Origin of the sequence: Arthrobacter sp. ISL-85, from assembly GCF_018613675.1 — a bacterium.
Taxonomy (GTDB): domain Bacteria; phylum Actinomycetota; class Actinomycetes; order Actinomycetales; family Micrococcaceae; genus Arthrobacter.
Window position 1 is genome coordinate 26,220 of record NZ_JAGGPQ010000019.1, and the last position, 13,507, is coordinate 39,726.

The 13,507-nt window shown below is 65.2% G+C and carries 12 protein-coding genes; 9 read left to right on the forward strand and 3 right to left on the reverse strand.

Features of this window, described 5'->3' with window-relative positions; translation table 11 throughout:
* The first annotated feature begins 3 nt into the window (after positions 1 to 3).
* The 3 genes from J7I84_RS14825 to J7I84_RS14835 are packed head-to-tail and all read left to right on the forward strand — an operon-like array spanning position 4 to position 2,730.
* On the forward strand, positions 4 to 969 hold the full coding sequence (locus J7I84_RS14825) for a carbohydrate ABC transporter permease (protein ID WP_214945315.1): 966 nt from the start codon (positions 4 to 6) through the stop codon (positions 967 to 969).
* Complete coding sequence (locus tag J7I84_RS14830; RefSeq protein ID WP_214945316.1) at positions 966 to 1,880, forward strand: carbohydrate ABC transporter permease; 915 nt, start codon at positions 966 to 968, stop codon at positions 1,878 to 1,880. The genes J7I84_RS14825 and J7I84_RS14830 overlap by 4 nt, the downstream gene beginning before the upstream one ends.
* A 58-nt stretch (positions 1,881 to 1,938) precedes the next feature.
* Positions 1,939 to 2,730 (forward strand): DeoR/GlpR family DNA-binding transcription regulator, encoded by a 792-nt coding sequence (locus J7I84_RS14835; protein WP_214945317.1) that lies wholly within the window; start codon positions 1,939 to 1,941, stop codon positions 2,728 to 2,730.
* 25 nt (positions 2,731 to 2,755) lie between these two features.
* Here J7I84_RS14835 and J7I84_RS14840 read toward each other — a convergent pair whose 3' ends face one another.
* A complete protein-coding gene (locus J7I84_RS14840; protein ID WP_396020073.1) occupies positions 2,756 to 3,784 on the reverse strand; it encodes a LacI family DNA-binding transcriptional regulator in 1,029 nt (342 codons plus the stop codon).
* Between the two features lie 5 nt (positions 3,785 to 3,789).
* Positions 3,790 to 4,992, reverse strand: a complete 1,203-nt coding sequence (locus J7I84_RS14845) for a Gfo/Idh/MocA family protein (protein WP_214945319.1) — start codon at positions 4,990 to 4,992, stop codon at positions 3,790 to 3,792.
* 180 nt (positions 4,993 to 5,172) lie between these two features.
* Between J7I84_RS14845 and J7I84_RS14850 the strand changes: the two genes are divergently transcribed.
* The 5 genes from J7I84_RS14850 to aroQ all read left to right on the forward strand — a co-directional run bounded on the left by J7I84_RS14850 (position 5,173) and on the right by aroQ (position 11,428).
* Positions 5,173 to 6,105: a carbohydrate ABC transporter permease gene (locus J7I84_RS14850; protein ID WP_214945320.1), complete on the forward strand. Its 933-nt coding sequence runs from the start codon at positions 5,173 to 5,175 to the stop codon at positions 6,103 to 6,105.
* A 10-nt stretch (positions 6,106 to 6,115) separates the two neighbouring features.
* Entirely contained in the window at positions 6,116 to 7,039 is a 924-nt protein-coding gene (locus tag J7I84_RS14855) for a carbohydrate ABC transporter permease (RefSeq protein ID WP_214945321.1), read from the forward strand.
* Positions 7,040 to 7,119: 80 nt separating this feature from the next.
* Positions 7,120 to 8,463 (forward strand): sugar ABC transporter substrate-binding protein, encoded by a 1,344-nt coding sequence (locus J7I84_RS14860; protein ID WP_214945322.1) that lies wholly within the window; start codon positions 7,120 to 7,122, stop codon positions 8,461 to 8,463.
* Between the two features lie 172 nt (positions 8,464 to 8,635).
* A complete protein-coding gene (locus J7I84_RS14865; RefSeq protein ID WP_214945323.1) occupies positions 8,636 to 10,846 on the forward strand; it encodes an alpha-galactosidase in 2,211 nt (736 codons plus the stop codon).
* 117 nt (positions 10,847 to 10,963) lie between these two features.
* Positions 10,964 to 11,428: a type II 3-dehydroquinate dehydratase gene (gene aroQ / locus J7I84_RS14870; protein ID WP_214945324.1), complete on the forward strand. Its 465-nt coding sequence runs from the start codon at positions 10,964 to 10,966 to the stop codon at positions 11,426 to 11,428.
* A 10-nt stretch (positions 11,429 to 11,438) separates the two neighbouring features.
* On the opposite strand, the gene J7I84_RS14875 is transcribed toward aroQ, so the two are convergent.
* Positions 11,439 to 12,623 carry a MarP family serine protease gene (locus J7I84_RS14875; protein ID WP_214945325.1) on the reverse strand — a complete coding sequence of 395 codons (1,185 nt, stop codon included), beginning with the start codon at positions 12,621 to 12,623 and terminating at the stop codon, positions 11,439 to 11,441.
* A 195-nt stretch (positions 12,624 to 12,818) separates the two neighbouring features.
* Here J7I84_RS14875 and J7I84_RS14880 point away from each other — a divergent pair, with 195 nt between their 5' ends.
* Positions 12,819 to 13,496: a Crp/Fnr family transcriptional regulator gene (locus J7I84_RS14880; protein WP_011775987.1), complete on the forward strand. Its 678-nt coding sequence runs from the start codon at positions 12,819 to 12,821 to the stop codon at positions 13,494 to 13,496.
* The last annotated feature ends 11 nt before the right edge of the window (positions 13,497 to 13,507 follow it).

Below are 13,507 nucleotides of genomic sequence, written 5' to 3' on the forward strand. Positions count from 1 at the left end.
TACATGAGCAGCACCGCACAAGAACTGATCCCCCCGGAAGCGCGGGAGCCTGCCAGGGCCCGCCCCACCAAAAGCGGGCGGGTCCGCCGCCTCTCCGGAAGGGACAAGGTGGTCCTCGCCCTGATGGTCGGCATACCCACCCTGATCGAGCTGGCCCTGGTCTGGCTGCCCACGCTGATGTCGGTTGGGCTCAGCTTCACCCGCTGGAACGGACTGGACCTGGCGGACATCCGCTCCGCCGGAGCCGATAATTACCAGTTCATTGCCCAGGACTACCCTCCGTTCTGGCCGGCGGTCCAGCACAACATGCTCTGGCTGTTGTTCCTGGCCCTGATCGCCACACCGCTGGGCCTGCTGCTGGCGGTGCTGCTGGACCAGAACATCCGCGGCAGCAAGATCTACCAAAGCATCTTCTTCGCACCCGTCATGCTGTCGCTCGCCCTCATCGGCATCATCTGGCAGCTCTTCTACCAGCGCGACAATGGGCTTCTTAACTTCCTTCTGGGCACGGCGGGAACGCCGCAGGCCGTGGACTGGTTCGGGGACTCGTCCGTCAACATCTGGGCCGCCCTGGTCGCCGCCACCTGGCGGCACGCCGGCTACGTCATGCTGCTTTATTTGGCCGGCCTGAAGGGCGTCGACCCGAGCCTGAAGGAGGCCGCGGCCATTGACGGTGCCAACGCAGCCCAGACCTTCTTCCGCGTTGTGTTCCCGGCAATGCGCCCCATCAACATCGTCATCGTGGTGATCACCATCATCGAATCCCTCCGCGCCTTCGACGTCGTGTACGTCATCAACCGCGGCACCAACGGCCTGGAAATGCTCAGCGCCCTGGTGATCCAGAACCTGGTGGGCGAAGGCCAGGTGATCGGCGTCGGTTCGGCCCTTGCAGTGGTGCTGCTGGTCATCTCGCTTGTCCCCATCGTCTTCTACCTCAGCCGCACCTTCGGCAAGGAGAACCAAGCATGAGCATCGCCGCCACCCGCCCCGCCAGGCATGACGCCTCCACCCATGCCAGGGCCGGCAGCCGGCCCAAGCGCCATTACGGAACACACATCTTCCTGGTGGTCATGGCCGTCATGTGGCTGGTCCCCTTGGGCTGGTCCCTGTTCACCGCGCTGCGGCCGGTGGCTTCCACCAACGAGCACGGCTACTTCAGCGTGGCCGGCGACTTCAACTTCGACAACTTCATCCAGGCATGGACACAGGGCGGGTTCGCCACCTACTTTTGGAACTCCGTGATCATCACCGTCCCGGCCGTCCTGCTGACCCTGTTCCTTGCCTCCCTGATGGCCTTTGCCGTTAGCCGGGTGAACTGGAAATTCAACATCGCGCTGCTGATCATGTTCACCGCCGGCAACCTGCTGCCCCCGCAGGTCCTGGCCGCGCCCCTGTTCGAGATGGCCAAACACCTGGAGGTGCCGTATTCGTTCAGCGATTCGGGCAACCTGTTGAACACGTACATTGTGGTCATTGCAATCCACGTTGCGTTCCAGATGGGGTTCTGCACGTTCGTGCTCTCCAACTACATGAAGGCGCTCTCGGCGGACCTCACGGAGGCGGCCCTGGTGGACGGCGCGGGCATCTGGCGCCAGTACCGGGAAATCATCATGCCGCTGTGCCGGCCGGCATTCGCCGCGCTGGGCACCCTTGAGGTCATCTTCATCTACAACGACTACTTCTGGCCCCTCCTGTTCATCCAGAGCGGCAACCGGCTCCCCATCACCACCGCCATCAACAACCTTCAGGGACAGTTCCTAAGCAACTACAACCTCCTGGCCGCGGGGGCAGTCATCACCGTGATCCCCACGCTGGTCATCTACCTGCTGCTGCAGCGCCAGTTTGTGGCAGGGCTGACTCTGGGTTCCAGCAAGGGGTAGGTAAAGATGGACCGAGACGGGGACACCGCTTCCCCAGCCGCCCCCTGAAAGGAATTCCATGCTCCCCGCCGCACGACACCAAACCATCGTGGACACAGTCCAGCGGGAACGGGTGGTCCGCGTGTCAGACCTCGCCCAACAGTTGGGCGTCTCGCTCATGACCGTCCGCCGTGACATCGAGCTCCTTGAAGAGGGCGGCCAGGTGGAGCGGATCCACGGCGGCGCCAAGCTTCCCGGCGGGGCCACCACCCATGAGCCCGGATTTGAGCTGAAGTCCACCCAGTTTCCGGCGGAGAAGCGGGCCATCGCCGTTGAGGCCGCGGGGATGGTCCATGAAGGCATGGCGGTGGGGCTCAGTGCCGGAACTACCACCTGGGCGCTTGCCCAGGAGCTGGTGAAGGGCCCGCGAATCACCGTGGTGACCAACTCCGTGCGCATCGCCGACCTGTTCCACCACGGCGCGTCGTCGTCCGGGGTGCCGCACGGTTCAACAGTGATACTCATCGGCGGCGAACGCACGCCGTCGGACGCCCTGGTGGGACCGATCGCGACGGCGGCGCTGAAGCAGCTGCATCTTGACCTGCTGTTCCTGGGAGTGCACGGCATGGACCCGGACGCGGGCTTCACGACACCAAACCTGCTGGAGGCGGAAACAGACCGGGCCTTCGTGGCGGCGTCCCGGAAGCTGGTGGTGGTCGCCGACCACACCAAGTGGGGCACCCAGGGCATGAGCACAATCGCCGCGCTTGAGGAAGCGGACGAGGTGATCAGCGACGCCGGGCTCAGCGCAGACGCGCGGCGCGCCCTTGGCGAGAGTGTCAGCCGGTTGCGGATCGCCAGTTCGTCCTAGAGCGTCAAGGGGCGTTCCGGTGGCGTTAGGGGCAGCCGCAGGACTGCCGGATGTGCAATGTCGTGGGAAAGATCCGGTGCCGGGGCTTTTCCCCGCGGCCTGCCCCCACCAACGCCGCTACTGCTGCCTCGGCCATTGCCGCCACCGGCTGCTCCACTGTGGTGAGGGGCGGCCACGAATATTCGGCCTCGACGGAGCCGTCAAAGGATGCAATGGCCATCCCGCCCGGGACGGCCACACCGGCTTCGTGGAAGGCCCGCAGCAGTCCGATTCCCTGCATGTCGGAGCTGGCGAAGATGGCCGTGGGCCGATTGACGGAGGCCAGCAGCCGCTGCCCCGCAGCGTAGCCGCCGGGCCTGGTGAATTCGCTGTAGATGATGGGCCCCTCCGGCAGGCCGGCGTCCCGCAGTGCCTCCCGCCAGCCCACCTCGCGGCCGTCGAGCGTGCCGGAGACGTTGGTACCCATCGCCAGTCCGATATTGGTGTGTCCGTGGCTGATCAGGTGTTGCACCGCCATTTTGGCTCCCGCAGCGAGGTCGACGCCGATGCTGTTGAAACCGGGCGCATCCCGGTCCTGGTTGAGCAGGACCGAAGGGATATCGGCCGTTTCAAGGGCCTCCAGGTCCGGTTCGAAGAGCACGCTGGCCAGCAAGACCCCGTCCACCTGCCGTGCGGCAAGGTTTTTAATGTTGCGGCGCTCCGTCGCCAGGTTGCCGTCCGAGTTGCTGAGGACCAGGGCGTAGCCCAGGTCCTCAGCTGCATCCTCCACGGCGTGGGCAAAAAGCGAAAAGAAGGGGTTGGTGTTGTCCGGGATGATAAGCCCCAAAGTCTCACTTGAGCCCAGTTTCAGCGCCCGGGCCGCCGCATTGGGGCGGTAGCCCAGCCGGCGGATGGCGTCCTGCACTTTGGCTTCGGTGGCCGGAGCCACCTTCTTCGGCCCGCCGTTCACCACATAGCTGACGACGGCGGTGCTGACGCCGGCGTAGCGCGCCACGTCCTTTCGCGTGATGGGCCCGCGCGGCGCCGGCATAGCCGAAGTGGTCATGGAGTACATGCTAGCTACGAGCGGGCGGGGGCGTCGCCAAAGTCGCGGATGGGAAGCCGTGCCCCTTTCTGCCGGGCAGATTCATGGGCCACGATTCCAGGGAGGGTGAAGCGTGCGGCCACCCAGGCGTTGATCGGGGGAAGGGACCGGTTGTTCACTGACGTGACGAAGTCGTCCACCAGGAAGTGGTGACTGCCTTCATGACCGTTGGGTGCGCCCTGGAACGCCTCGGGCAGCCGTTCTGCGTCGTGCACTGGGGAGAGTCCCGAGACGAAAGCGTCCCGCAGTTCAGGGGCGACGTTGGCCAGGGACGGATCATCCAGGGCCATGCTGGGCCGGGTTTCCATCTGTTCGGAGATGTCGTGGACGTTCTGCTTGTCCTGCCACACGGTGACCTTGGCCAGCTGCTCGAAGCTCGCCTCGGTGCCGAAGAACCGGAAGCGGGATTCGCGGATGTGGGAGGGATAGCCGACCCGGCGCATTTCGTTGGTGCGCATGACGCCGCCGTCATTCAGTTCGAAGAGCGCCGTGGCGTTGGAAAAATCGTTGCCGAACATGCTGACGTCCCGGTCAAAGACACCGTCATTGCGCTGGTCCCTGACCCCGACGCAGCTGACGCTCACAGCATGCGCCGGGATTGCCCCCAGCACCCCGCCGATGGCATGCGTGGGGTAGAGCATGGGCGGGTAGCTGGCCGTCTCCTTCCACCGCTCGCCGCCGCTGTACTGGTAGGCATCGTAGAAACCCAGGTCCATGTCGTGCACATAATCACCCTCGGTGTAGAAGATGCGCCCAAACTTGCCCGCCGCGTGCTGTTTGCGCGCGTAGACGGTGGCGGGGTTGTAGTAGCTGGTCTCTCCCATCATGTACACGTTCCCGGTGTCGCGGACGGCCTCGATGATGCGCTCGATTTCCTCCTCCGAAACCGCCATGGGGACTGCCGAATAGACGTGCTTGCCCGCCCGCAGCGCCCGTTCCACCAGCGGCCCGTGGGTCCAGCGCTGGGTGAAGATGGCAACAGCGTCGACGTCCGAGGCCAGGAGTGCATCGAAGTCCGGGTGCACACCGGCGAGTTGATACCGGTCAACAGCCTCTGCCGCCCGCTCCGGTATTTCATCCACCACAAAGACGCCGTTGACGCCCGGGTGCAGGTTGAACAGGTGGGCGAACTGGGTGCCGAACTGGCCTGCACCCACGATGCCGATTGAAAACGTCATTGTCTGCCATTCATTAGGGTTAGCTGAGTGTTTCACCGCAATCTACTCGAGTCAATATCAAAGCGGTAGACAAATAACGCCAAACAGCAGCTCTAAAAAAGCTCTTGCCAGCTCCGTATCTACTCGTGTAGATTACTCGTCAGGTTGTAATCCACATCACACACTCAGGAAGGGTCGACGATGACCACCCTTACCAGGAACGCCACGGCTGCCGAGCGGACTCTTGGCCGCCCAGTCCGGCGGCGCGGGCAGAGCGACATGAAGGTGGCACTGTTCTTCATTGCCCCGGCCATGATCGGATTTATCGTTTTCTACCTGGTGCCCACGCTCCGCGGCATCTACCTCAGCTTCACCGAGTACAGCATCCTGGGCGATCCAACCTGGATCGGAACGGCCAACTATGAAGCCATCGGCAAGGACCCGCTCTTCTGGAACGCCCTGGCGGTCACCACGCAGTATGTCCTGATCAACATCGTCCTGCAGACCGCGCTGGCCTTGGGCCTGGCCCTCCTGATGCACCGGGTGGCCAAGTCAACACTCATCCGGGGGACCCTGCTCCTCCCCTACCTGATGGCCAACGTAATCGCCGCACTGCTGTGGTTCTGGCTGCTGGACTATCAGATCGGCATCGTGAACTACTTCATCGATGCCCTGGGCATGCCCAAGGTCGCCTTCTTCGGGAGCGAGGAATGGGCCATCCCCACCCAGGCCCTGATCAACACATGGCGGCACATGGGCTACACGGCACTCCTGATTTTCGCCGGCCTCCAGGCCATTCCGGGCCACGTCTACGAGGTTGCCAACCTGGACGGGGCCTCACCGTGGCAGACCTTCCGGAAGATCACCATGCCGCTGCTGCGCCCTGTCCTGGCACTGGTCCTGATCGTCACCATCATCGGTTCCTTCCAGGTCTTCGACACTGTCGCCGTCACCACCCAGGGTGGTCCGGTCAACGCCAGCCGCGTGCTGCAGTTCTACATCTACCAAAAGGCCTTCACGGAATCGGACTTCGGCTACGGATCCGCCCTGGCCGTCATCCTCTTCGTCATCCTCGCCCTGGTGGCCTTCATCCAGATGAAGTTCCTCAAGGGCAATGAATCGGACCTGGACTAAGGACGCCCCCATGACCACCGCAAGAGTCTCCGCTCCCGCCCTGCCGGCCACCCGGCGTCGTCCGTTAAACTCGCGCCGCGCCGGCGCCTGGGTCCTCGTCGCCGTCGCCGTGGCCGTGTCCGTCCTCCCGTTCTACTGGGTGCTCCGGACCGCACTGTCCACCAACGGGGCATTGGCCTCCAACGCCACCAACCTGCTCCCGGCGGATTTCAGCCTGGGCGCCTTCCAGCGCGTCTTCGGCCTGCAGTCGCCGGAAGAAGCCGTGGCCCAGGGCGGTTCCGGCGCCCAGATCGACTTCTGGGTCTACCTCCGCAACTCCGTACTCTTCGCCTCCATCACCACCACCGGGGCAGTGTTCTTCAGTGCGATGGCGGCCTACGCCTTCGCCCGGCTTCGCTGGCGGGGACGCAACGCGGTGTTCAGCCTCTTCCTGGCCACCATGATGGTGCCGCCGATCTTCACGGCGCTGCCAAACTTCCTGCTGATCAAGAACCTCGGCCTGCTGAACACGATGGCCGGCCTGGTCCTCCCCTACATTTTCATGACACCGTTCGCCATCTTCTTCCTCCGCCAGTTCTTCCTGAACATGTCCCGCGAAGTTGAGGAGGCGGCAATGCTCGACGGCGCCAAGCACCTCAGGATCTTCTTCCAGATCATCCTGCCCAACGCCGCAGCCCCGCTCGCCACGCTGGCCCTGCTCACCTTCATTGGCCAGTGGAATGAATACTTCTGGCCCCTGCTGGTGGGCCAGGACGAATCCGTCCGCGTCCTCACCGTGGGCCTGGGCGTCTTCAAGTCCCAGTCGCCCCAGGGTGCCCCGGACTGGTCCGGCCTGATGGCGGCCACCCTGGTCTCGGCACTTCCGGTCCTGATCCTGTTCGCCGCCTTCGGAAAGAAAATCGTCAACTCCATCGGATTCTCCGGCATCAAGTAACCCTCGCCCGCAACTCCCCAACGCCCTATCCCCGCACGCGCCATGGCGGCGCGCCCGGAAGCACCCCTGAAAGGACCCCCATGAACAAGAAGAAAGCACTCGGATCCCTGGCCGCAGCCGCGGCCGCAGTCCTGGCACTGTCCGCCTGCGGAAACGGCGGATCCGCCGAGGCCGGCAAGGGCGAAATCAACTACTGGCTCTGGGATGCCAATCAGCTCCCCGCCTACAAGCAGTGCGCCGACGACTTCCACAAGGCCAACCCCGACATCACCGTCAAGGTCACCCAGCGCGGCTGGGACGACTACTGGGGCACCCTCACCAACGGGTTCGTGGCAGGCACCGCGCCCGACGTCTTCACAGACCACCTGGCCAAGTACCCCGAGTTCGTCAAGAACAAGCAGATACTGGCCCTTGACGACGCCGTCAAGAAGGACAACATCGACACCGGAGCCTACAACTCCGGGCTGGCGGACCTCTGGGTGGGCCAGGACGGCAAGCGCTACGGGCTCCCCAAGGACTGGGACACCATCGCCCTGTTCTACAACAAGAAGCTGGCCGCAGACGCCGGCGTCACCCCGGAGCAGATGGCCTCCCTCACCTGGAATCCCCAGGATGGCGGCACGTACGAAAAGACGATTGCCCACCTGACGGTGGACAAAAACGGCAAGCGCGGCGATGAGCCCGGCTTCGACAAGGACAACGTCGCCGTGTACGGCCTCGGCCTGAACGGCTCCGGCTCCGGCCAGGGCCAGACCGAATGGAGCTACCTCACCGGCACCACCGGGTGGACGCACACCGACAAGAACCCCTGGGGCACGCACTTCAACTACGACGACCCCAAATTCCAGCAGAGCATTGACTGGTTCGCCGGTCTGGCGCAGAAGGGCTACATGCCCAAGCTGGAAACCACTGTGGGCGCCAGCATGGCGGACACCTTCGCTGCCGGCAAGTCCGTGATCAACGCGCACGGCTCGTGGATGATCGGCCAGTACACCGGCTACAAGGACATCCAGGTCGGCATCGCCCCCACGCCAACGGGCGTGAACGGCAAGCGCTCCAGCATGTACAACGGGCTGGCGGACTCCATCTACGCCGGCACCAAGAAGCCCGAGGCCGCCGTCAAATGGGTCGAATACCTGGGCTCCGCCGCCTGCCAGGACGTCGTGGCCTCCAAGGCCGTCGTCTTCCCGGCCATCAAGTCCTCCGCCGACAAGGCAGTGGACGCCTTCAAGGCCAAGGGCGTGGACGTGACCCCGTTCAGCCAGCAGGTCAAGGACGGCACCACCTTCCTCTTCCCCATTGCGGACAAGGCAGCCAAGGTTGACGGCATCATGAAGCCCGCCATGGACGCGGTGGTTTCCGGCAAGGCCCCTGCCAGCTCCCTGACCCAGGCCAACGACCAGGTCAACGCCCTCTTCAAGTAGAGGCGCTGATCACGTAAGAGCCCTCCAAGCCGTGGCTGCGTATGTGGTCGCAGCCACAAAATCGGATACCGCCGCCCCTCCTCGCGGCGGCGGTATCCGGCTATCCTCAGCTCATTGAGGGATTTTTCCTGTGCCTCCGGGCGCACCCATCGCAACGAAAGAGACCGCACCCATGGATCCCCTGTACCTCCGTTCCGCCGGCACCAGCCTGGTGATCAGCTTCGACAGCGGGGAGGCTGAGGTCATCCACTGGGGCGCCGACTTGGGCGGCGTCTTGCCGGACCTCGCGATCCTGGCCGCCCCCGTGGGGCCCTCCTCCATCGACGCCCGCGTCCCTGCAGGCCTACTGCCCCAGGCCTCTTCCGCATGGCGCGGACGTCCCGCCCTGCGCGGGCACAGGATTACCGACGACGGCGCCGGCTTCGACTTCTCCTCCCACCTTTGCGTTACGTCCGTACGCGCGGAGGGCTCCAGCGCCACCATCGTCCAGGCCGACGGCGATACGGGCGTCAGTGTCTCGTCACACCTGGCCTTCCACGACGGCGGCCTGCTGGAACTCCGCCACACCGTCACCAATGACGGCAGCACGCCTTTCCAGGTGGACGAACTGGCCACCGTCCTCCCGGTGGCACCGGACGCCGTCGAACTCCTGGACCTGACCGGACGCTGGTGCCGTGAACGCCACCCCCAGCGCCACAGCATCCAGCAGGGCACCTGGGTCCGGACCGGCCGGCACGGCCGCACCGGCCACGATTCCTCGCTGCTGTTCGCCGCCGGCACCCAGGGCTTCGGCAACCGCCATGGCAAGGTCTGGGCAACCCACCTCGCCTGGAGCGGCAACCACGAACAATTCGCGGACACCATCGGTGACGGCCGGACCCTGATCGGCGGCTCGGAGCTGCTGGGCCCGGCGGAGGTCATCCTCGCACCGGGCGGCAGTTACACCACGCCGGCCCTCTTTGCTGCCTACTCGGACCACGGCCTGGACGGTATCACCCAGGCCTTCTACAGCTGGTTCCGCTCCCGTCCGCACCATGTGCTGCCCGCCGCGTCCACCCGCCTGCCCGCCGGAAAACCGCGTCCGGTAGTGCTGAACACGTGGGAAGCCGTGTATTTTGACCACAACCTGGACACGCTGATTGAACTGGCGGAATCAGCTGCCGACCTCGGCGTGGAGCGCTTCGTGCTCGACGACGGCTGGTTTCGCGGCCGCCGCGACGACCACGCAGGCCTGGGCGACTGGTATGTCGACGGGAACGTGTGGCCGAACGGCCTGACCCCGCTGATCGATGCCGTCACCTCGCGCGGTATGGAGTTCGGGCTGTGGGTGGAGCCGGAAATGGTCAACCTGGATTCGGACGTTGCACGGGCACACCCGGACTGGATCGTGGGTCCCTCCGCGGCAGCGCACAAGGACGGCGGCCGGCTGCCCCTTGAGTGGCGCAACCAGCACGTCATCGACCTGGTCAATCCGGAGGCCTGGCAATACGTCTTCGACAGGGTCTCGGCACTCCTGGCCGGCAACAACATCAGCTACCTCAAATGGGACCAGAACCGGGACCTCTCGGAACACGGCCACGCCGGGCGGCCCTCCGTCCACGAGCAGACCCTGGCCGCGTACCGGTTGTTCGATGAGCTCCGCAGGGCCCACCCCGGCGTTGAAATAGAAAGCTGCTCCTCCGGGGGCGCCCGTGTTGACCTTGGCATCCTGGAGCGGACGGACCGTGTCTGGGCCTCGGACTGCAACGACGCGCTGGAGCGGCAGACCATCCAGCGCTGGACCGGTGCGGTTGTTCCGCCCGAACTGGTGGGCAGCCACATCGGCCCCACCACCTCGCACACCACGGCCCGCACCCACGACCTGTCCTTCCGGGGCATCACTGCGCTGTTCGGACATTTCGGCATGGAATGGGACATCCGGAGTGTCCAGGGCAAGGACCGCGAGGAGCTCCGACGCATCGTGGGGCTGTACAAGGAGCACCGGAACCTGATCCACAGCGGCCGCCGGGTCCACGCCGACCTCGCGGACGACGCATTGCTGCTGCACGGAGTGGTGGCCGGCGGGTCAGTCGCGGAAGGCGCTGAACTTCAAGCAGGCACGACGGCGGCGCTGTTCGCCATGGTCAGCACGCGCACCTCGGCAGCCGAGGCCCCGGGCAGGATCGGCATCCCGGGACTCAATGCCGAGCGCAGCTACCGCGTGGAAGCCGTCTTCCCCACCACGGACGACGCCGACTACGGCCACACCTTCACACAGGTCCAGCCGCCGGCGTGGCTTGCCGGCGGCGCCACGGCCAGCGGGAGGTTCCTGGCGGAGGTGGGGCTGCCGATGCCCATCCTCAACCCCGAGCACGCACTGCTGCTGAAGGTCACAGCCCTCTAAATCCATTGCTGAGTACTTGTCGTTTTCGAGCTTCACAACGACAAGTACTCAGCAATCGATGGGGTGTGCCAACGTAAGAATGCGCGGCGGGCAGGGCTACCAGCTAGATTTGCAGGCATGACTGAAGCCTCCTCCACTGTCGAAGCCGGCCGCGGCACCATCCTCGTGATCAACGGCCCCAACCTCAACCTGCTGGGCACGCGGGAGCCCGAAAAGTACGGCACCGCCACCCTCGCCGATGTGGAACAGCTGGCTGCGGCCGCGGGGAAGGACCACGGATTCGCCGTTGAGTGCGTCCAGTCCAACCACGAAGGGGTCCTGCTGGACGCCATCCACGCAGCCCGCGGCGCCGCAGTCGGAATCGTCCTGAACGCCGGAGCCTTCACGCACACCTCCGTGGCACTTCGTGACGCCCTCGCGGCCGTGCAGCTGCCCGCCGTCGAGGTTCACATCACCAACGTGCACCAGCGCGAGGAATTCCGGCACCACTCGTACCTGTCCCCGGTCTGCGCGGCAGTGATCGTGGGTGCGGGGGTGTACGGCTACAAGCTCGCCATCGACTACCTGGCAGAGGTCCTGTAGCGGGCAGGTGCTACTTCTGGATGCACTTGCCTGAGGAAACGGGCGAGGACAGCGACGGCGCCTGCCCAGCGACCGGGTCCAGGTCATTCATGGTGATGGCGAACCCCACCTCGGCGTCCGAAGTTGCCTTGGCGAAAACCACCCCGGCCACCTGGCCGTCGGTGGTCAGCAGCGGGCCACCGGAGTTGCCCGGCTGGACGTCCCCGGCCAGGCGGTAGATGTCCTCCGGCGAGGGGTTGTTGCCATAGATATCCGGGACCAGGACGGTGGCGATGTCCTGGACGGTGGCAGGCTTGGACTGGAACGGTCCGCCGTGCGGGTACCCGGCGAACGCAGCCGGGCTGCCGCCGGGCAGGTCCCGGCTCAGTTGCAGCGGCTGGGATGGCAGGTTGTCCACGGCCAGGACCGCGAGGTCACGCCGGGTGTCGAAGTAGACCACCCGCCCTGGCATCGCACCGCCGTCGGGCATCTCCACCACCGGCTGCGACACGCCGGCAACCACATGCGCGTTGGTCACCACGCGGTCCTCGGAAACCACGAAGCCGCTGCCGGTCTGGTTCTGGCCGCATTCGTAGGCAGTGCCCGCAATCCTCAAAACCGACTGCGCGGCCCTGTTAAGCGCCGGCGTATTGGTGCTGGTGCTGGGTACTTGGACGGCCTGGCCCTGGTCCAGCCCTTCCAGCAGGGTTGGGATGCCGTTGCCGATCACCGTGGAACGCAGCTGCGCCATGGTGGCCTTGACGGGTGTGGGGGTGAGTCCATCGATGAAGCGGATCACCTTGGATTCGGCCAGCTGCTGGGACACCACGGGCACGCCGAGGGACCCGACGCTGAAAGCCAGCATGGACATCACCAGGGCGGAGACCACAAGGTTCAGCGCCCCGCCCACCAGCCGGTCCACGGCCCGCAGGGGCCGGATCCGCACCACGCCGCGGAGCTGGCGCCCCAGCATGGTGCCAAGGCCATGCCCGAGTGCCATCAGCACGACGGCGGCAGCGATGATGGCGGTAAGCCGCCACCCGGAGTCCTCAACGAAGGTGCTGACGAGGGGGACGGCAAAAAAAGCGGCGACGGCGCCTGCGGCAAAGCCTGCGAGACCGCCGACAGTAACCAGGAACCCATTCCGCAGGCCGTAAACCAGATACGACAGCAACGCCAGGATCAGGACTATGTCCAGGACAGTCAGGCCGACCACAAAGGCTCCTTATTTACAGTTGAACCCCCATTCTAGTGGCGGACGCTGACAATCTTCTGTGGGGTGCGGGACCCCACAGAAGACCGGTGCCCGCCTGCCCGCAGGCGTTTCGGCTGCCAAGTTCGTCACAGAACCTTGAAAATTCTGAAACAATGGCACAAGCGCCACAGCCGATACTTTTACTCAGGAGATTTCATGGACATCGAGGTACTGCGCCGAGCACCCCTTTTCGCCACGCTCGACGACGACGCATTCCGGCTGCTGACGGACGAGCTCACCGAGGTGGACCTTTCCCGCGGTGCATCTGTCTTCCGCGAAGGTGACCAGGGTGACCAGCTGTACTTCATCGTCTCCGGCAAGGTGAAGCTGGGCCGCACGTCCCCGGACGGCCGCGAGTCGCTCCTGGCCATCCTCGGCCCGGGCGAGCTCTTTGGCGAGATGGCCCTGTTTGATCCCAGCCCCCGCACCGCCACCGCCACCGCGGTGTCCGAAACCAGGCTGGCCGGGCTCAAGAACGAGAGCCTGAACGCCCTGCTGCGCACGCGCCCCGAGGTATCGGCCCAGCTGCTTCAGGCCCTGGCCCGCCGTCTGCGCCGCACCAACGACTCCCTCTCCGACCTCGTCTTCTCTGACGTTCCGGGCCGTGTGGCCAAGGCCCTGCTGGACCTCGCAGACCGCTTCGGCCGGCCTGCCACCGACGGCGTCCTGGTGGCGCACGAGCTCACGCAGGAAGAACTGGCGCAGCTGGTGGGCGCCTCCCGCGAAACCGTCAACAAGGCCCTGGCCGAGTTCGTCCAGCGTGGCTGGCTCAGGCTGGAAGCCCGCGCCGTGGTCATCCTGGACATGCAGCGCCTCCGCCAGCGCTCCCGCTAAGGCCAACAAGG